The sequence below is a fragment of the uncultured Slackia sp. genome, assembly GCF_934630525.1.
GTDB lineage: Bacteria > Actinomycetota > Coriobacteriia > Coriobacteriales > Eggerthellaceae > Slackia.
This window is the reverse complement of sequence record NZ_CAKTVX010000002.1, coordinates 51,741-71,523: the sequence shown is the minus strand read 5'-3', so window position 1 is coordinate 71,523 and position 19,783 is coordinate 51,741. Positions and strand designations below refer to the sequence as shown.

At 58.8% G+C, this 19,783-nt stretch carries 16 protein-coding genes; 12 read left to right on the top strand and 4 right to left on the bottom strand.

What is annotated here, in order from left to right; all coding sequences use genetic code 11:
- Positions 1-63: 63 nt before the first annotated feature.
- Positions 64-735, top strand: a complete 672-nt coding sequence (locus tag Q0D41_RS02330) for a hypothetical protein (RefSeq protein ID WP_294374642.1) — start codon at positions 64-66, stop codon at positions 733-735.
- A 45-nt stretch (positions 736-780) separates the two neighbouring features.
- Here Q0D41_RS02330 and Q0D41_RS02325 read toward each other — a convergent pair whose 3' ends face one another.
- On the bottom strand, positions 781-1,758 hold the full coding sequence (locus Q0D41_RS02325) for an AraC family transcriptional regulator (RefSeq protein WP_288483445.1): 978 nt from the start codon (positions 1,756-1,758) through the stop codon (positions 781-783).
- Between the two features lie 158 nt (positions 1,759-1,916).
- Between Q0D41_RS02325 and Q0D41_RS02320 the strand changes: the two genes are divergently transcribed.
- Entirely contained in the window at positions 1,917-3,797 is a 1,881-nt protein-coding gene (locus tag Q0D41_RS02320; protein ID WP_294374637.1) for an ABC transporter ATP-binding protein, read from the top strand.
- Positions 3,798-5,555, top strand: coding sequence for an ABC transporter ATP-binding protein (locus Q0D41_RS02315; protein ID WP_294374634.1), 1,758 nt, complete (start codon positions 3,798-3,800; stop codon positions 5,553-5,555).
- 136 nt (positions 5,556-5,691) lie between these two features.
- Here the strand turns inward: Q0D41_RS02315 and Q0D41_RS02310 are convergent, their stop codons facing one another.
- Both Q0D41_RS02310 and Q0D41_RS02305 read right to left on the bottom strand, forming a co-directional pair.
- A complete protein-coding gene (locus Q0D41_RS02310; protein ID WP_288483437.1) occupies positions 5,692-6,177 on the bottom strand; it encodes a universal stress protein in 486 nt (161 codons plus the stop codon).
- Positions 6,178-6,364: 187 nt separating this feature from the next.
- Positions 6,365-6,652, bottom strand: a complete 288-nt coding sequence (locus Q0D41_RS02305) for a hypothetical protein (protein ID WP_288483435.1) — start codon at positions 6,650-6,652, stop codon at positions 6,365-6,367.
- Between the two features lie 45 nt (positions 6,653-6,697).
- On the opposite strand from Q0D41_RS02305, the gene Q0D41_RS02300 reads away from it, so the two are divergent.
- From Q0D41_RS02300 to Q0D41_RS02290, 3 genes are all read left to right on the top strand, one after another.
- Positions 6,698-7,357 carry a LexA family transcriptional regulator gene (locus Q0D41_RS02300; RefSeq protein WP_288483433.1) on the top strand — a complete coding sequence of 220 codons (660 nt, stop codon included), beginning with the start codon at positions 6,698-6,700 and terminating at the stop codon, positions 7,355-7,357.
- Positions 7,358-7,476: 119 nt separating this feature from the next.
- On the top strand, positions 7,477-8,538 hold the full coding sequence (gene prfA, locus Q0D41_RS02295; RefSeq protein ID WP_114615809.1) for a peptide chain release factor 1: 1,062 nt from the start codon (positions 7,477-7,479) through the stop codon (positions 8,536-8,538).
- Between the two features lie 143 nt (positions 8,539-8,681).
- Positions 8,682-9,776, top strand: a complete 1,095-nt coding sequence (locus tag Q0D41_RS02290) for a HemK/PrmC family methyltransferase (protein WP_294374624.1) — start codon at positions 8,682-8,684, stop codon at positions 9,774-9,776.
- Positions 9,777-10,058: 282 nt separating this feature from the next.
- Here the strand turns inward: Q0D41_RS02290 and Q0D41_RS02285 are convergent, their stop codons facing one another.
- Positions 10,059-11,516 carry a DHA2 family efflux MFS transporter permease subunit gene (locus Q0D41_RS02285; protein WP_294374621.1) on the bottom strand — a complete coding sequence of 486 codons (1,458 nt, stop codon included), beginning with the start codon at positions 11,514-11,516 and terminating at the stop codon, positions 10,059-10,061.
- Positions 11,517-11,974: 458 nt separating this feature from the next.
- Here Q0D41_RS02285 and serA point away from each other — a divergent pair, with 458 nt between their 5' ends.
- The 6 genes from serA (at position 11,975) to rodA (ending at position 19,745) form a co-directional block, all read left to right on the top strand.
- Positions 11,975-13,537 carry a phosphoglycerate dehydrogenase gene (serA, locus tag Q0D41_RS02280; RefSeq protein WP_294374620.1) on the top strand — a complete coding sequence of 521 codons (1,563 nt, stop codon included), beginning with the start codon at positions 11,975-11,977 and terminating at the stop codon, positions 13,535-13,537.
- A 247-nt stretch (positions 13,538-13,784) separates the two neighbouring features.
- Positions 13,785-14,852 carry a rod shape-determining protein gene (locus Q0D41_RS02275; protein WP_114615806.1) on the top strand — a complete coding sequence of 356 codons (1,068 nt, stop codon included), beginning with the start codon at positions 13,785-13,787 and terminating at the stop codon, positions 14,850-14,852.
- Between the two features lie 103 nt (positions 14,853-14,955).
- Positions 14,956-15,885 carry a rod shape-determining protein MreC gene (gene mreC, locus Q0D41_RS02270; RefSeq protein ID WP_294374618.1) on the top strand — a complete coding sequence of 310 codons (930 nt, stop codon included), beginning with the start codon at positions 14,956-14,958 and terminating at the stop codon, positions 15,883-15,885.
- A 2-nt stretch (positions 15,886-15,887) separates the two neighbouring features.
- Complete coding sequence (mreD, locus tag Q0D41_RS02265) at positions 15,888-16,412, top strand: rod shape-determining protein MreD (RefSeq protein WP_294374617.1); 525 nt, start codon at positions 15,888-15,890, stop codon at positions 16,410-16,412.
- Positions 16,413-16,421: 9 nt separating this feature from the next.
- Positions 16,422-18,545 (top strand): penicillin-binding protein 2, encoded by a 2,124-nt coding sequence (gene mrdA / locus Q0D41_RS02260; protein ID WP_294374615.1) that lies wholly within the window; start codon positions 16,422-16,424, stop codon positions 18,543-18,545.
- Positions 18,546-19,745, top strand: a complete 1,200-nt coding sequence (rodA, locus tag Q0D41_RS02255) for a rod shape-determining protein RodA (protein WP_294374614.1) — start codon at positions 18,546-18,548, stop codon at positions 19,743-19,745.
- Positions 19,746-19,783 lie beyond the last annotated feature (38 nt).

Below are 19,783 nucleotides of genomic sequence, written 5' to 3'. Positions count from 1 at the left end.
CATTGGCTCAGTAAGCGTGAGTGCGATGCGTTTCTGCCTGGGCAATGAATAGGCGGGCGCGCAATGACTGAAGATAGGCAAATCGAAAACAACAACGAATCTAACCAGGCATCGGAAGAGTCTCGCGAGCGCGTGGATACTCCTGCGAAGAAAAAAGCCGCCGTTGTGGTCGGCTGCCTTATCGTTGTGGTGCTCGTTGCCGCAATTATTTTCGTGCTTATGCCCCGCGATGCGGAAAAGGGTTCCGGCTCGTCGATGGCCGACGCCGCGCAAGCTATCGAAAACGAGCAACCCACTGCTGAGCAGCAGGCCGCGGCGGAAAAGGGAACGCTCGGCATGCGTATTTCCGCCGAGGGATATGACGCTGAAACGGCATCACCCGCTATTGCCCATATCTCTGGCACGAGCGACGCTGGCGAAGCTGTGGATTTTTGCACCGCGCTCACATTGAACGCATCGACGCGCGTGCAAATTGACCCGGGCACCTATGAGGTTGAAATCATTGCCCCCATTAACGCCGACGGCTCTATGTTCGAGGCTCCGGAGCCGTTCAAGGCCGTCGTAAAGGCATCCGGCATCGCCGAGGTTGCGAAAAAGATGGCGTTCATGCCTGCTGGCGAGGCGGCCGATGCCGCGTCGGATGCCGCGAGCAAAGTTGCTCAAGCCATGGATATGAACGACGGCACGATTGCCGAAAATGCTGCCGAGGTCGCTGCGAAGAATGCGGCGGCATAGCGCATTCTTTGACTAAGCTCGTTTTATATCCGTGGCGCTGTCGCGTTAGAGGTTGCGCCATTCGGAAGGAGAAACTCCCGTCGCCTGTTTGAATGCTTGTGAGAATGCCGAGCATCGCGGCCATCCAAGTCTGGCTGCGACGATACCGACTGATTCACCATTCACAAGCAGCGTTTTTGCTCGCTCGATGCGGCGCGTCTTTGCGTAACGACCGATGCTTTGGCCTGTTTCCTTGTCGAATTGTGCGCAAAGATGAGACCGGCTCACGAAAAGCCTGCGCGCAATTTCGCCCACTGCGGGTGTGCGACCTTCGTCGATCATCCTTTCAATAATAATCTGGGCTTTGAGCGCGAGCCCGTCTCTCTTGCGCGCCGCTAATCGTTGCTGCGCGGTGTATTCCTTGTTTTGCGCAGCTGCGAGTGTTGCGACCATCTGCTCTACCCGCGCGCGTAGGAGCAGTCCGAAGCCTGGCGCGTGTTGAGGCCCTGTTCCTAAGAGCGTCGTCATAATGACGCGGGATTCCTCTTCGTTCCATGGATCCGCGAATCTTTCGAACATCCCTGCGAACGTACCGGGCCATTGAGCGTCGAGTTCTTCGAAATATTCAGGGAGAAAGCAGATGCACCGTGATGCGTAGACGCCGCCCTTTTGAAGGCGGCCCGTGAATTGTCCCGCGGGTTGAACGAAAGAGTAGAGCGAGCCATCAAGCAGAGCGCGAGGTTGGGCAATCGTTTTTGGCATTGTGACTTGGGTGTCTTCCGAGACAAGGCATACGCACGCATACGCGCTTTGGGGCGATTCAATGAGCCTCATTTCTTGTTCAATGCATATCTCATGGCTGAATACGATGCAGTAATCGCCTATTGCCGCGCCCCATGCCGACCCTCGACCCCATTGGCTTTGTCCCGTGCCAGACCAGCCATCCCCATTGGGATGGAGCGTGATGTCGAATTGGTTGAGCTGCGGTTCGTAAAGTGAGCGCAGAGCGCGGGGAATACAGAGATGCGAATTTGAGGTCACCATTCGATTCTGTCTTTCGCTTTTTCGGTTTCGTACAGAGGTAGCGATAAATGTTCGCCATGGCTTCCTTTAATGATAAGTTTCGCTTGGGTAACTGACAAGTATCTTTTGGCGATGCCCGAGTTTTTATTCATTATCGAAACTGGGAAGAAGGAATGCCTATGTCTGAAGACTTTCAGTCGATGCGCGCTGCGGAATGCGATTCCGCTCGTAATTCGAATAATCGGAAAGGCCGCAAACGCGGAGGAATCGCGCAATTGCTCGATTATGCCGGGAGCAGGAAATCGCTCACCTATTTGGGCATGGTGCTCTCGGCGCTCTCGCAGCTGCTGAGCTTTGGCCCGTACGTGTGCATTTGGCTTGTCGCGCGCGATTTGATCGCCGTGGCACCTAACTGGAGTGAAGCCTGCGACATCGCGATGTATGGCTGGTGGGCCGTGGGCTTTGCCCTGGCAAGCATCGTGGTCTATTTTGCGGGACTCATGTGCACGCACCTCTCCGCGTTTCGCTGCGCGTCCAATATCCGCAAGGCTACGAGCGAACATCTGCTTAAACTGCCGCTGGGCTACTTTGACACGCATGCCACCGGCGAGTCGCGTCGTATCGTAGACGGGTGTGCCGCCTCTACCGAGACGCTGCTCGCGCACATGCTGCCCGATACCGCGGGCGCCGCCGCCATGGTCGTGGGCCTGCTCGTGTTGCTTTTTGCTCTCGATTGGCGTTTGGGTGCTGCGTGCCTCATCTCGGTCGTCATTTCGTTTGGCGCCATGGCCACCATGATGAGCGGCAAGGGCGCCGAGTTCATGAAGGCCTACATGGGTGCGCTGGTCAAGATGAACAAGACCGGCACCGAATACGTGCGCGGCATTCCCGTGGTCAAGGTGTTTCAGCAGACGGTCTACTCTTTTAAGGCTTTCCACGATGCGATTGCCGAGTATGCGCGCATGGCGCAAGACTATGCGGGTACGTTCTGCCGCGGCCCGCAGGTGCTCAACCTGACCGCGCTGAACGGTCTCGTGGCGTTCTTTTTACCTGTGGCGCTGCTGTTAGCACCAGGCGAGACGGACTTCGCGCACTTTTTGACCAACTTCACCTTTTACGCGATCTTCTCTGCTGTGGTGCCGACGGCTATGACCAAGCTCATGTTTGTGGGCGAAGCATCTCAGATGAGTGCCGATTCGCTGGCGCGTATCCGAAGCATCATGGAGTCCGAGCAGCTCCCCGTGCCCGCCCAGCCTAAGCACCCTGTTGGCGGCGATGTGCGTTTTGAGGACGTGAGCTTTACGTACGAGGGTGCCGAAGCACCTGCCGTCAGCCACGTAAGCTTTAGCGTCCCCGCAGGCAGTACCCTCGCCCTAGTGGGTCCCTCGGGTGGCGGAAAGTCGACGTGCGCAAGCCTCATCCCTCGTTTTTGGGATGTCTCCTCGGGTCGCGTGCTCGTAGGCGGAGTGGACGTTCGCGACATGGATCCGCATGAGCTTATGGACCAGGTCGCCTTTGTGTTTCAGACCAACCAACTGTTCCGACAAACGCTTGCCGATAACGTGCGCGCCTCCAGGCCTTCTGCCACCGATGACGAGGTGCGTTCGGCCCTCTCTGCGGCGCAGTGCGATGATATCGTTGCCAAGCTCCCACAGGGCATCAATACCATGCTCGGCGCCGGCGGAGCATATCTTTCGGGCGGCGAGGTGCAGCGCGTGGCGCTTGCTCGTGCCATCCTCAAGGACGCGCCCATCGTGGTGCTCGACGAGGCAACGGCTTTTGCCGATCCCGAGAACGAGGCGCTCATCCAGCGCGCCTTTAGCAAGCTGGCGGCGGGCCGCACCGTCATTATGATCGCGCATCGACTTTCGACCGTGGTGGGCGCCGACCAAATTGTGGTGCTCAACCAGGGCGGCGTGCAGGAGTCGGGCACCCATGCCGAGCTGCTGAGTCGGCATGGCCTGTACGCCAAGATGTGGGCCGAGTATGAGCAGGCCGCGAGCTGGAAGATCACTGCCGCGACCGCAGATGTTGCCGCCGCGAAGGGAGGCGAGGCTTAAATGTTCGCCTCATTCCAAAAGAAGTATTTCCTGTCCGACAAAGGTATCGCCGGCGTAAAGCGCGGCATGTTCTGGACCGCGCTCACCAATCTCATCACCATGGCCGGCATGGGCTTTTTGTTCCTGGTCATGGCCGGCTTTATCGAGCACCTCACCAGCGGGGCCGATCTGCCGGACGCACTGCCTATCGTGGGCGGCCTCGTCGTCTTTTTCGTACTGCTTTTTGCCTCCAATTGGCAGCAGTACTACTACACCTACTGCATCTTTTACGAGGAGTGCGGCAAGCAACGCATGGAGATCGCCGAGCGCTTGCGCAAACTGCCGCTGTCGTTTTTCGGCCGTCGCGACCTGGCCGATTTAACCGAGACCATCATGGGCGATGTCCAGACCATGGAGCACGCCTACAGCCACGTGCTCGGGGAGCTCTGGGGCGCCATCATTGCGAGCGCCATTGTGTTTGTGGCGTCGCTGTTCTTTTGCTGGCAGCTGGCGATTGCGGCGTTTTGGAGCGTGCCCGTTGCCTTTGCCGTGCTGTTTATGACGCGCGGACCCATGGCCCCGGTCTTCGATCGTGTCCGCGCCGAGAAGGTCAAGGTCACCGAGGCCATTCAAGAGACGCTCGACTGCGTGCGCGAGATTCGCGCGACCAATCAGGAGACGCATTATCTTGAGGGCCTCAACGCCGCGATCGACGCCGAGGAGCGCGAGACCACCAAGGGAGAGCTCGCCAGCGGCCTGTTGGTTAACTCCGCCTTTGCCATCCTTCGTTTGGGTATCGCTACCACGCTGGTCACGGGCGCCGCGATGGTCGCCGCCGGCCAGGTCGACTTTTTGGTGATGTTTGCCTTCCTGCTTATGGTGAGCCGCATCTATGCGCCCTTTGACCAGGCGTTGATGTTGATGACCGAGCTGTTTGCCGCCGAGTCTTCGGCCAAGCGCATGCGCTCCATCATGGAGGAGCCCGTGGCGCAGGGCGACGAGAAGTTTGAGCCTGCGGGCCACGACGTGGTGTTCGATCACGTGGCATTTGGTTATGGTGCAGGCGAGGACGGCCGCGCCGGCGAGAAAGTTCTTACCGATGTGAGCTTTACCGCCAAGGAAGGCGAGGTTACGGCGCTGGTCGGTCCTTCGGGTTCCGGTAAGTCTACGGTTAGCCGTCTGGCCGCGCGCTTTTGGGATGCCACCGCGGGCAAGGTTACTGTGGGTGGCGTGGATGTCGCGAGCGTGGACCCCGAGGTGCTGCTGCGCGACTACGCCATCGTGTTTCAGGACGTGCTGCTCTTTGACGACACGGTGATGGGCAACATTCGTCTAGGCCGTCGCGATGCCACCGACGAGGAGGTTATTGCAGCCGCTCGTGCTGCCAACTGCGACGAGTTCGTGCGCCGTATGCCGCAGGGCTACGACACCATGATCGGCGAGAACGGCTCCAAGCTTTCCGGTGGCGAACGCCAGCGCATCTCCATCGCTCGTGCGTTACTCAAGGACGCGCCGATGGTGCTGCTGGACGAGGCAACGGCGAGCCTGGACGTAGAGAACGAGACCGTGGTGCAGCAGGCACTTTCTCGCCTGCTCGCTGGCAAAACGGTCATCGTGATCGCCCACCGCATGCGAACGGTCGAAAATGCCGACAAGATTGTTGTGCTCAAGGACGGCGTGGTCGCCGAACAGGGTACTCCGGCGCAGCTCAAGGCGGCAGGCGGAGAATTTGCCCGCATGGTCGCGCTGCAAAAGGAAGCAGCTGCCTGGCGGCTGTAGGAGGTCTTCGGACTTGTCGCGTTTGATTGCCCGTTTGCCAAGATGCGGCTCGCGACGCGTTTGATGCGAGCTGTGGCATATAAAAAGCCGGGATGCAGATGCTTCCCGGCTTATTTTCTGTCATAGTTTGTGTGCTCTATTTCACGGTGAGCACGGGCATTTCTGCGCTATGGAGTACGCCGTAGCTTACCGAGCCGAGCATGCCGCGCAATGCTCCCAATCCGCGGCGTCCCATAACGATAAGGTCGGCTCCATGCGTTGCGGCATACTTCGCAATCGCTTCAGCGGGCGAGGTGTCGGCGATGGCTTCGACGGTAATACGCGTATCATTGGCGCTGTCGCCAAGGCTGTCGAGCACTTCCTTCTTCACGCGATCGAGGGCAGCATTGACCACGTCTTTGTACGTTTCGTAATCGAGCAAGCCCCACGGCACTCCATCGATGGTATTGCCTTCTGCATTATCCATTGTGCCGACCATGCCCGAAGGCACGACGTGCAGCAGCATGAGCTTGGCATCGGGGTCGTCGCCGATAAGGTCGCACGCCATTGAAAAGGCGTGCTTCGCTTGGTCGGAACCGTCGTAGGGGACAACAATCGTTTTGAATTCGTGCTTGTTCGACATTGCGCACCTCCACATTTTGTGGCCATGGGGCTCCAGAGCCCTCCAACTGAGGAAAAGTATACTCTACTTTCTATAAATCTGCTGTTCAGACGCCTTTTTTTGAGCCGATTTGGCGGACAGATTCGGGTGTTTGTGGTGTGCGATGCGTGAAAAGCGCGCTTGGTTTTGCGGAAAACGGTGGAGGGTCCTACAGAATCGCGCTGCGAACGCCTTCGACGATGATGCGGCGGCTCTCGTCGTTAAGCTCGAAGCTGAGCGCCACAAGCTCGTCAATCGTTAACATGCCGGGGTTGTTTTCCCTTATGAGATACTCTTTTTCTGATAGGAGAAGCGCCTTGGCACATTCGATGGTAGTAAGCCCCGCCGCTTCGCGGGCTTGCTGCATCCAGCTTTTCATGCCCCATCTCCATTCGTGTTTCAAAGCATAAGTAGTTACCAGTTTAACTGGTAATCCGTCCATGTCAATTATGTCCATTATTCAACCTGTTAGACTTTTATCCGCAGTTGAAAAGGGGAGTCAATGGAAAATTTCATTGGGCGAAATATTCAGGCATTTCGCGCGCACAAGGGCTTTTCGCAAGAAGGGCTGGGCAATATTCTTGGAGTTTCCCAAACGTCTATATCTGCGTGGGAGGACGGCAAGAGCCTTCCCCGAAAAGTAAATGCCAGCGAGTTTTTCAAAGCATTCCCCGAGCTTTCGCATGACGACATTTTCAGCGAAGAATACGGCTATGCCTGCAAAACGCTTAAGCGAGCAAGGGGTCTCGATGTGGTGGACGTCCCTTTTTACGGGGCGATTGCCGCGGGAGCGCCGATTGAGATGATCGACGTTGGCGAGACCATGCCTATTCCAGGGCACATCTACAACGCCTATCCAGATTCCTTTTTGCTGCGCGTGTCGGGCGAGTCGATGAATCGCTGCATTCCGGACGGGTGCATTGCGCTTATTGACCCCGATGCGGAATGGGTCAGCGGGAAAATCTACGCTGTGCGCGTGGGCGGAACTGACGCGACCGTCAAAATCGTGAACTTCCATAAGAGTTCCGTTGAACTCGTTCCCAGCTCTTATGACCCACGTTTCAAAAAGAAGAAGTATTCGTCCGCCGAGGGCGACAACGATTCCGTGCGCATTCTCGGTCGCGTCGTGTGGTTCTTTGCTCCTTTCAATTTCGGAAAATAGGAGCCTTTTTCGCTATGGAAAGCGCGTGAGCGGGCGTTTTACGTGGTAGTATTCTCGTTTGGCAACTTATACGCAAATCATGCGGCCGCTCTGCGGCATATCAACCGATTGGATGAACCATGCGAGACAGGCTCGAGAAGATCATCGCTGGCTACGAGGAGCTCCAGAACAAGCTTTCCGACCCGGCGATTCTGAACAACCACGCTGAATACACCAAGCTCACCAAGGAATATTCCAACCAGGGCCCGCTTGTGGCCAAGGCTCGCGAATACCTTCAGGCGTGCGACGACATCGACGATGCGAAGGAAATGCTCGACGATCCCGACATGCGCGAGCTTGCCCAGGAAACTATTGCTTCCGCTGAAGCGCAGCTTCCTTCGCTTGAAGAGGAAATTAAGTACATGCTCATTCCGAGCGACCCCGCCGATGAGAAAGACATCATCGTCGAGATTCGTGCTGCCGCCGGTGGCGACGAGGCCGCCATTTTCGCGGGCGATTTGTACAAGATGTACCTGCGCTTCTGCGACTCGCAGCGCTGGAAGACCGAAACCATGGATGTGAGCCCCTCCGATGCTGGCGGCTATAAGGAAATCCAGTTCAAGGTGAAGGGCGACAAGGTTTATTCCGTCATGAAATTCGAGAGCGGCGTGCACCGTGTGCAGCGCGTTCCGAAGACGGAAAGCCAGGGCCGCATTCATACGTCGACCGCTACGGTCGCCGTGCTTCCTGAAGCCGACGAGGTCGAGGTCGACATCAATGAGAACGATCTGCGCATCGATGTGTATCGCGCAGGCGGCCCGGGTGGTCAGTGCGTTAACACGACCGACTCCGCTGTGCGCATCACGCACCTTCCCAGCGGCCTTGTGGTTCAGTCTCAGGACCAGAAGTCGCAGTTGCAGAACAAGATTGCCGCAATGGCTGTTCTGCGTGCGCGCCTCTACGAGAAGATGCTTGCTGAGCAGCAGGCGGCCGAGGGCGCTGAGCGCCTGGCGCAGATTGGTTCGGGCGACCGTTCCGAGAAGATTCGCACGTACAACGCTCCTCAAGACCGCGTGACCGATCACCGCATCGGCTACAACGGTACCTACCAGGGCGTGCTCATGGGCAGCGACTTGGGTGACGTGATCACGGCGCTTCAGGCTGCCGATCGCGCAAGGAAGCTCGAACAAGCCACCGAGTAAGGGTTTATTACATCCCGCCGGACGAGCTCCACCATACGTCAACGGCACAACGTTCCAGGCGTGCCTTATGACGCACGGTGGGGCTCGTCCTTCTTTATGGTATTGGACCCTGCTGCTTTATTGCGAGGGGAGAGGGGAGAAAGATGTCCGACGAGGTGTGGACTATTCAGGCGGCGCTCGATTGGTGCCGCGGCTACCTTCAGCGCAAGGGCGACGAAAACCCGCGCCTTTCGGCCGAGTGGCTTTTGTGCGAGGCGTGCCATATGCGTCGCGTCGAGCTATATGTCAACTTCGAACGCCCCCTTTCCCCTGACGAGCGCGCTACGTTGCGCGACTGGGTAGCGCGCAGGGGCGCGGGCGAGCCGCTTCAGTACATCACAGGCGAGGTGGCATTTCGTCATATCGCCGTGAAGGTGCGCGAAGGCGTGCTCATTCCGCGTCCTGAAACGGAAGTGCTCGTGAGCGAGGCGTTGGCTCTTTTGCCCGCCCCCGAACGTCGCCGTGCCTTGGATTCGACTCTTACGGTGGATGAATTCGAGGAGCTACAGGCGGAAGCCGCGGCGAAAGCGGACCTTGAAGCGTCGGGTGTGGACGATGGAGCGCTGCCGGGCCAAGATGGGGCCATGGGCGTTGAAGGCGAGGTCGAACGCGTCGCAGATGCCGCAATTGAGGCATCTCGCGAAGGGGTCGATACCTTGTGCGACGACGTGCTGTATGTCGCCGATATTTGCACGGGCTCGGGCTGCATTGCGTGCTCAATCGCTTTCGAAAATCCGAAAACGCGTGTGCTGGCCTGCGATATTGCCCCCGAGGCAATCGCGCTTGCGAAAGAGAACGTGGCGGCTTTAGGCCTGGGAAAGCGCGTCGCCGTGCTTCAGGGCGATTTGGGCGCGCCGGTGGGGGAGCGCTTCATGGGCAAGCTCTCGCTCGTTGTGAGCAACCCGCCCTATATTCCCACGCAGGTGCTCGACGGCATGCCGACTGAGGTAACCGAGCACGAGCCCGAGCTCGCGCTCGACGGTGGCGCCGATGGCCTTGACTTGTATAGGCCCTTGGCGACGTGGGCGATTCGCGCCCTTGCAGCTGGCGGCGGCTTTGCCGTGGAGCTCCATGAGACCTGCCTTGGTGCGGCGGCGGCTTTTGCCGAGAGCTGCGGTTTTACTAACGTTCGCATTGTCGATGACTTGGCCGGGCGTCCGCGCGTGCTTACAGCGCGCAAGCCAAACGCCGTGGTCTAAGGCGGAACTCGCCTCTCGGTTTCCAGGATTGTGAGACCGTGTTCTGACGCATGTCGTTTCGTGGAACAGGTACCTCACGATTAGAAACACCAATGAAAGCATCATAAAAGTTAACGCCCAGGCGCTCGTTGCACCTGGGCGTTTCGTTGTAAAAGGGTCTTTTCCAGCGGAGCGAAAACGCTTCTGGCGGGTAAGGCTTCTTGGCAGCTCATCTGGCGTCGGTACCGGCGCCAGACGCCTTTCTTGAGATTTTTTCAGCCGCCTGGCGAAGCGCCTTCGCGGCTATTCGCTTACCTTGACGCCGTTCTTTTCGAGAACATGCACGTTTTCCTGACGTTTGGGGTTGCGAATCTTCAACACGCCGAAGACAAGCGCGACCAGGCCAATTGCTGCGCACGCCATATAGGCGGCGCTCGTTCCTGCTGCCGTTGCGGCTTCGGTTGCCATGCCTTGCCCCAGGGAGCTCGCGGTGACGCTCGTCATAAGGGTCACGACAAGTGCCGTGCCCAAGCCGCCGGCAACTTGGCGACCGGTGTTGGCGATGGCGTTGCCATGGGCGATTTTGTCATTGGAAAGCGCATTGATGCCCCATGTGTTCACGGGCATGTTCGCGAGCGATTGGCCCGCGGCCTGAGCCGCGCAAAGCACGGCTACAAGGACGATCGACGAATCCGCGTTCATGCGTGACAGGGCGAAGAGCGCTGCGGTCATAAGCACGAGGCCTCCCACGGAAATCGCGCGCGGGCCGAACTTGTCGAATACGATGCCCGAGATAGGGCTGATGAGAATGCCTGCTGCAGCCGCGGGCAGCATGACGATGCCCGTTTCGAGAGCCGATGCTCCCATGGCCGTTTGGAGCAGAATGGGGAGCAGGGTGTTGGTGACGAGGCACGCCGCGTTGATGAGCGTCACCACGATGGCGGCAACGGCGAAGTCGCTCGATTTCAGGCAACGCAAATCGAGCAGCGGCTCCTCGAGCGTAAGTTGGCGTTTGACGAATGCGATAAGGCATACGATGCCCGCAATAATAGTGCCGAGCACTGCGATGCTCGTCCAGCCAAGCGTCGAGGCGCTCGAGAATCCGTAGAGCAGGCCGCCGAATGCGATGGTGGAAAGCGCGATTGATGCGACATCGAGCTTGGGGCGCTTTGCTTCGCCGACGTTTTCGAGTAAAAATACGCCGCAGAGCAGTACGACAAGGGCGAGCGGCACAATGCAGCCGAGCGTTACGCGCCAGCCGTAGGCGTCGATAATCGCGCCGCCAAGCACGGGGCCAACGGCGGGGCCGGCCGACATCACGATGCCCGCAACGCCCATGGCCGTGCCGCGCTTTTCAACGGGGAAGACGAGCATCGGGACGACGGAAACAAGTGGCAAAAGCACGCCCGAGGCGGCCGCTTGCAGCACGCGACCGCAAATGAGCAGGAAAAACGTAGGCGCTGCTGCACAAAGCGCGGTTCCTGCGGCGAATGTTGCCGTGGCGGCGAAGAAGAGCGCGCGGGTCGAGAACCTATCGATCAGAAATGCCGAAACAGGCACCATGATGCCGCTCACGAGCGGGTAAATCGACATAATCCATTGCGCGGTTGAGGCGTCGATGCCGAAGTCGGCCATAATCGCGGGCAGCGCGGGCGACATGACGGTTTGGTTCAGCAGCGCCAAAAACGCGCCGAACACCACGACTCCCACGATGCGGATTTGCCGTGCGGTTGTTTTTCCAGAAGCTTGATTGGATGTCAAAGGTTCTCCTTCGTTTGGGGTTTGAGCGCAAAAGGGCATAACGCTCTGAGAGGCGATGAAAATAAGCGCGATGCGACAGCCGCGTTATGCGGAAGCGGTGCATCTATGGGATTTGGGAAAAGCCTCAGATCAACATTGAGGAAAGCGAGGGCGCCACTGGGGCATGCGTGGGCGCCCCTTCTTCAGCGAGGAAGGATTCGATGCGGCGCACGTGCCGATATATGCTGGCGTAATCTTGAAACATTGCGACGGGCAACCTTAGCAAAATGCCGTGGTGTGGCGCAAGCGAACGCGATCGTTGTTCACGAATCGTCAATTTGCCGCCCGCGAGATGCTCTATGCTCGCTTGCCGAAGGTTTCCCGATTCGAAACGAAGCGTGGGTATAATCGACGAATCTCTTATAACGAAATGCGCACCCGCGCAGTGCGGGCGTGATCGCGGTGAAAGGCGAATCGCAATGAAGATTCTGGTGACCGATAAAATCGTCGACGAGGGCATCGACATCTTGAAGGGGAAGGGCTACGAGGTCGATGAGCGCTTCGGCCTGTCCCCGAGCGAGCTGCTCGAGTGCGTCGGCGCCTATGACGCCCTTATCGTTCGCTCCGCCACCCAGGTCACGCGCGAGGTGATCGAGGCCGCGACGAATTGCAAGATTATCGGCCGCGCCGGTGTGACGTGCGACAACATCGATGTCGATGCCGCAAGCGAGCACGGCATTCCCGTATGCAACGTTCCTACGAGCAATATCGTTTCGGCGGCCGAGCACACTATGGCGCTCATGCTTTCGGCGGCTCGCGAAATTCCCGCCGCCGATGCCGCGATGCATGCGGGCAACTTCAGCCGCGATCACTTCATGGGCCACGAGCTCTATGAAAAGACGCTTGCCATTTTCGGCCTCGGGCGTATTGGCGGTCTCGTTGCCGAGCGTGCCCATGCGTTCGGCATGCGTGTTGTGGGCTTCGACCCGTATTGCTCGGCGGCTCGCGCAAGCCAGCTCGGCGTCGCGCTGTTCGATTCTATGGATGAAGTGCTTCCCATCGCCGATTTCATCACCGTGCACGTTCCCCGTACCGACGGCACGTACCACATGTTCGCTGCCGAACAGTTTGCCCAGATGAAAGATGGCGTTGTCATCGTGAACACAGCACGCGGCGGCGTCATTGACGAAAAAGCCCTTTCCGATTTCATGGCGGCCGGCCGCGTTTTCGCGTGTGGCATCGACATGCTCGAGGCCGAGCCCTCCGCGGAAACGCCGCTCGCCGAGTTCGACCGCGCCGTGCTCACTCCCCATTTGGGCGCCAACACGCTCGAGGCGCAAATGCGCGCCGGCGTGAACATTGCCCGCTACGTCGCCAACGGCCTTGAGGGCCTCGTGGTGCCGACGGTCGTGAACATGGTTTCCAAAGAGGTCGATGAAGCCGCTGCCGCCTATATTCCTGCATGCCAGATGTGCGGAAGCGTGCTCACGCAGCTCGCGCGCGAAGTTCCCAAGGCACTCTCTATTGTTGCTTCGGGTTCATGCGCGGGCGATATGCAGGTGCTTTCGGCGGCGACGCTTTCGGGCATGCTGTCGCGTGAAGGCCAGGCGAGCGTGTCGACCGAAAATGCCGATGCTTCGGCGCGTCGCCACGGCATTAAAATGGAGGCCCAACAGGCGAGCGATTCGCGCGGCTACGACTCCATTGTGAGCATGGAGGCCGATGGCTTGGAGATTTCCGCAACCGTGCCGGGCGCGCATCGAGAGACCCATGTCGTTTCGATTCTGGGCTATCGACTCGACGTGGTGCCGGGCGACCACGCCTTGATTTTCACGTACGCCGACGAGCCTGGCCAGGTGGGCCGCATGGGCACCATTCTGGGCGAAGAGGGCATCAATATCTCGACCATGGCCATTGGCAAGCGCGCCGATTGCCACGAGGTGCTCGTGTTCCTCAATGTTGAAAGCGAGCCTTCGCCTGAGGTTATCGAGCGCGTCGCACAGGCCATTGACGCGACGAATTCCTGGGCGATTCGTTTGTAAGCACGCCATGGTTTTGCTAGCGCTCTGGGATGCCGCTGACATCTCGGGGCGCATTCGCTTTGTTTGCCGTGCGCTCCGGTGGGGGTAGTAATGGGTGCTCTGCATTATCGAATTATGTGCATCTTTCTACCGTCGCGAGCGCCGCTCATTCGCGTGATAGAATACCGAGCTGGTATATTCGCGATGTTCGATATTGTCGACGCGCTTATCACACGTAGAGAAAACGAAGCGGAAAAGGACACTCTCTATGTCGTTTATGGACTTCTTCAGCAAGTTTACCGGCGGTTTCGGCGGTGCTTCCTCGGTCGATTTGGCAATCGACCTGGGCACGGCGAACACGCTTGTTGCTATAACCGGCGAGGGCGTCGTGCTCAACGAGCCCAGCGTCGTTGCCATTGAGCGCAGCACGCATCGCGTGCTCGCCGTGGGCCATGAAGCCAAGCAAATGATCAACCACACGCCCGACGCATTTTCGGCGGAGCATCCGCTGCGCGATGGCGTTATCGCCGATTACGACGTGACCGAGGCTATGCTTTCGGCCTTTATCAACAAGGCCATTGAGCGCCGCTATCCGTGGCAGGCGAAGCCGCGCATCGTTATCTGCATTCCATGCGGCGCCACTTCGGTCGAGAAGCGCGCCGTGTTCGAGGCCGCCATTCAGTCGGGCGCTCGTCAGGCGTACCTCATCGAGGAACCCATGGCTGCCGCTATGGGCGCCGACTTGCCCGTGACCGAACCTACCGGCTCCATGGTGGTCGATATCGGTGGCGGTACCACCGAAGTCGCCGTTATTTCCCTCGGCGGCATTGTGACGTCTTCTTCGCTTCGCTTGGCGGGCAACAAGATGGACGAAGCAATCGCCATGTATCTGCGCGATTTGCTCGGCATCAAGGTGGGCGAGCGCACGGCCGAAATCATCAAGATCAAAATCGGCTCTATTCTTCCCTTCGAAGACGGCCGCGAGAAAGACATGATCATTTCTGGCCAGGACGTCGTTACCGAACAGCCTCGCGAGGTTACCATTCAGTCGGAAGACGTTCGCGCTGCGCTTCAGCCTCCCATTGAAGAAATGGTTGTGCACATTAAAGAAACGTTCAAGAAGACCAACCCCGACCTTGCGAGCGATATCATTTCGAATGGCATTTTGCTCACGGGCGGCGGCGGCTTGCTCTCTGGTCTCGATCGCTACCTCACGTCGCGTCTCGAGATTCCCGTTTGGACGAGCGAAACGGCGCTTACGAACGTTGCCATGGGCTGCCTGAAGGTTCTTGAGACTCCGACGGCGCTCAAGCAAACGCTGATGCGCTCGAAATAATTGGCGTCCGCGCACGGCGGCGCAAGAAATAGGATTCACTTTGCGCCGGGCTGCAACAGGCTCGGCGCATCGTTTTATAGAAGGAAGCGAGCTTTAGACACCTATGGCCCGAAAACAACAAATGCTCAATGACTCATCGAAGACGATCGGCGGCGCTGCGCTTCTTGTTGTGCTGCTTATTGTTTCCGCTGTGCTGTCGGGCGTCTATTCCAACGAAACGTCTTCCGGCCCTGTGCACAGCGTGCAGGCGGGGGCGGGCATGGTTGCAGCGCCTTTGCAGTTCGTGGGTGTGGGCGTTGCCTATGCCGAAGACGCCGCGAGCGATGCAATTCAAAACACCACGGCTTCCGATTCCTCATACACGCAGCTTCGCGACGAGAACGCGCAGCTCAAAGCCCAGCTCGCCGAGCTCGAGGAATACCGCGGCGAGGCTCAGCGACTGCAGGGTTTGCTCGACCTGTCCGATAAATACGATTTTTCGGGCGTCACGGGTCGCGTAATCGGTAAAGGGACCGATGCCTGGAATCGCGTGGTTACGCTTAATGTGGGCTCCGCTTCCGGCGTCGAGTGCGGCCTTCCCGTTATTGGCGGCAGCGGTTTGGTGGGCCAAGTTATCGAGGTTTCGCCGCTTACGTGCCGCGTTCGTTTGATTTCCGACCCGCAATCGGGCGTTTCGGTCGTGCTGCAGTCGAATCGCGCCGAAGGCGTGGTGCGCGGCTCCATCGCGGGCCTTCTGTATTTGGAAGACCTCGATACCTCGACCGAGGTGAATGTGGGCGATACCGTCATTACCTCGGGCCTCGGCGGCTCGTATTTCCGCGGTGTGGCGCTCGGTACGGTCGTGAACGTCATTAACGCGGCGGGCACGTCGGATCGAACCATCGTGGTGGAGCCGTTCAGCTCTGCCGATCCGCTGGAGGAGCTCACAGTCGTTGTGAACATGGGGTCTGAGGGCGACCTTTCGGGCACGAGCGATGCCTCGTCTTCCAAGAGCGCCTCTTCCGATAACGATTCCTCTGAAGGCGGTGCGTAGACATGCGTGAGTCGGTGCTGCTTGTGGTAGGTGCCGTAGTCGCTGTCGTGCTGCAAATCGTGCTGGCGCCCAATCTGGTCATCCTGGGGTCCATGCCCGATTTCGTGCTGGTCTACGTGGGCATCGCCGCCATGCTTCTGCGACGCGATTCGGTGCTCGTGATGGCATTTTTCGCCGGCCTTGCCATGGACCTTGTGGGAACGTCGACGGTTGGCTTGTGCGCCGGGCTCTATACGCTTACCGCTTTCCTTACGAGCCGGGCGGCGGGCTTCTTCGGCAACGATACGCTGGGCGCTTCGCTTGCTATTTCCATGGGGTGTTTTCTTCTGGTGGAAGTGCTCTATGCAGGTTTTTATATTTCGTCGGTTGATGTGTCGATTATCGAAGCGCTCGGCCAGCGCGCGCTCCCTTGTGCGCTCTACGATTGCGCGATGGCCCTTATCGTGCTGCCCATCACGACGCACATGTTTGCGGCGGCAGCGCCTTCTCATAAGGCGCCAACTTCCTCGACCGTTCGTCTTCGCTAAGGGTATTGCATGGTTTACGCTATCATGGCCGCGCTTGTCGTTATTGTCGTTGCAGGCGTGGCGCTTTTCGTTTTCTTCAGGGCTCGGAACATCAAACCGGGCAGCTCCGTGCCGAAATCGGTGACGTCGATCGGCTCGGCCACGCCATTCCAGACCCGCACGAGCTCGTCTTCGGTGGGCACGAGCTCTCCCATGGGTGCTGCGACCGGCGGTGTGCGCGAGCGATTGAAATCGCGCTTCATGGCAATTGGCGTGCTCATTGCGGCCGTGTTTGGCAGCCTTACGGCGAAGTTGTGGAGCATGCAGGTGCTCTCGAGCGAGCAGTATGTGGAAGCCGCCAACGAGAATCAGTACACAACCATTAAGACGCCTGCCGCGCGCGGTCGTATTTTCGATACGCAGGGCATCGTGATGGTCGACAACAAAACGCGTCCCGCCGTGCTGGCCGATGCCGATGTTGCTGACGATCGCACGACGCTTTTGCGCCTGTCCGCCTTGCTTGGCTTGCCCTATGCCGTTGTGCGCCAGCGCATCAAAGATACGTCGGGAGGTGCCCAGGCGCAGCGCGAGGTGTCGTCGTCGCCTCGAAGCCGCGACGTGGCGTTCATCGCCGAGCATCCCGATGCATTCCCTGGCGTCGATGTGCAGGAGCGCACGCATCGCGTATACCCGTACAAGGCCCTGGCGAGCCAGGTGCTTGGCTACGTGGGCACGGTTTCCGATAGCGTTTTGAACAACCCGCCCGCAGGCACCGATTACGAAAGCGGCGACGAGGTCGGCCAATCTGGCGTCGAATCGGTATACGACGGTTACCTTTCTGGCGCGCACGGCGAACGCGTGGTCGTGACCGATGCCGATGGCGTGGTGCATGAGGTGAAAAGCGAAACGCCTGCCAGCCAGGGCAACGACGTGTATCTCACGATTTCTGCGCGCGTGCAATCGATCGCCGAGCAGAAGCTCAAAGAGCTTATCGCGCCGAACGGCGTTATCGGCGGTGGCACGGGCACGGCGGGCGCGGTCGTCGCCATGGAAGTCGACACCGGCAATGTGATTTGCATGGCCAATTTCCCCACGTTCGACCCCACGAATTTCGTCGGGGGCGTCTCGCAGGAGAATTGGGACCGCTATAACGATTCGGGCAGCTCGTATGCACCCCTTATGAACCGCTGCATCGCGGGCCAGTACCCGGCCGCATCGACGTTCAAAGCGTTCACAGGCCTCGCAGCGCTCAATTACGGCTTCGCTACTTCTTCGACTTCGTGGAATTGCTCGGGCACATGGACGGGCTTCGGCGAGGCGTATGCCCAGAAATGCTGGCTTACTACGGGCCATGGCGCGATTGACCTTCGACACGGCATTGTGGTGTCGTGCGACGTTGTGTTCTACGAAATCGCGAAGAACTTCTATGACGCGAGCTCCAAAATCGGCGATGACGCCATGCAGAACTACATCAAGGAATTCGGCTTAGGCTCGAAGACGGGCATCGAGCTTCCCGACGAGGCGCAGGGCGTTATTCCGACGCCCGAATGGAAGAAGGAATACTTCCGCAATGCGCCCGAGGAAGGTCAGTGGCAGCCGGGTGATATGACCAACATGGTGATTGGCCAGGGCAACGTGCTCGTGACGCCTCTGCAGATGGCCGTGGGCTACGCGGGCATCGCCACCGGAACGCTTCCCGTGCCGAATCTGCTGAAGGAAGTGCGCAATTCTTCGGGTGAGACGGTGGTTTCGCGCGAGCCGAAGAAGGGCACGATGCCCGATGTCGAGAAAACGCATCTCGAAATCATGCGCGATGCGCTTCGCGGCGTTGCCGAAGAAGATGGCGGCCTGCCCGCCATGCTCAAGCAATACGATTACCAATGCGCTTGCAAAACGGGCACGGGCGAATGGGCCGACCACGATGGTTACGCGTGGTTTGCGATGTATGCGCCTTACGACAACCCGAAGTATGTTGTGACGTGCGTCATTACCGAAGGCGGCGCGGGCGCCGATGCTGCGGCGCCTATTGCCGCTGCCGTCATGGATGGCTGCATCAAGCTTGGCGACGGCGCGATTTCGGGCGACCCCGCCGTTATCGAAGAAGTGACCGAGATTATCGAGTACGCCGGAACGGGCGCTGGACGGGTGGATTAAATGGCTGGCTTCAACGAAATTGACCGCGTGCGCACGCCGGAAGGGCAGTATGTCAGCGCGTCGCCGTTGGGCGGATCGGGCCGTCCGAAACGCGCTATTGACGCCGTGCCCGTTCCTTTGGTACTCGTGGTTGCAGCGCTTCTGGGCTATGGCCTGCTTGTGGTATGGTCGGCGATTCAAACGAACGAGAATTATTCGTTCTCGCGCCAGCTCATGGGCGTTGCAATGGGCGTTGTCGCAATGCTCGCGTTCTATTTCTTCGATTATCGGCGCTTGGCGAACTATACGACGCTTTTGCTTATTGTGAACGTGGTGCTCATTTTGTCGCCGCATTTGCCCGTCATTGGCGTTGAGAGCAAAGGCGCGCAAAGCTGGATCAAGGTTGGTATTCAGCTGCAGCCGGGCGAGTTCGCGAAAATCACGGTGATTCTGCTCGATGCGGCCGTTATGTCGAAGTTCGGCGGCAGGCTTGATGACCCACGCGAGTTCATCAGGGCGCTCGCGTATATCGCGATTCCGTTTTTGTGCATTATGACGCAGCCCGACTTGGGCACGGGCTTGGTGTACTTGGTGATTGGCGCCGTGACGCTCATTATGGGCGGCGCGCGCTGGAAGTATTTAATCGTGCTGCTTGGCGTGTTCGTGGGGCTGATCGTCGCGGTGTTCGCGGTTGACGAGGTGCTGAAGAACGCGACGGGCGATTATGTGCTGCTCAAGCAATACCAGCGCAACCGCTTGCTCGTGTTCTTGGATCCGAGCGCCGACGTGACGGGCACGGGCTTTAACCTCAACCAGGCCATGATCGCTATTGGCTCGGGCGGGTTCTTCGGAAAGGGCCTGCTCAATGGCTCGCAGTCGAGCTTGGGCTTCGTTCCGGAATCGGCGACCGACTTCATTTTCTGCGTGCTTGCCGAGCAGTTTGGCTTTTTGGGCGCTCTCGTGCTTCTTGCGCTGTATTTGACGCTCATTCTGGTGGCGATTCGCATTGCGCGTGAGTCGAGCGATTTGTTCGGAACGCTCATCGTGATGGGCATTGTGGGCATGTGGCTCTTCCAGATTCTCGAGAACATCGGCATGGACATTGGGCTTATGCCCATTACGGGCATTCCGTTGCCGTTCATGAGCTACGGATCGTCGTTCATGATGGTGAACTTCGCGTTGCTCGGCCTTATCGGCAGCGTGTATGCGCATAAGGGATAGGGTAGAATTCGAGATGCGACAGGGGGTGTCGCATCTTT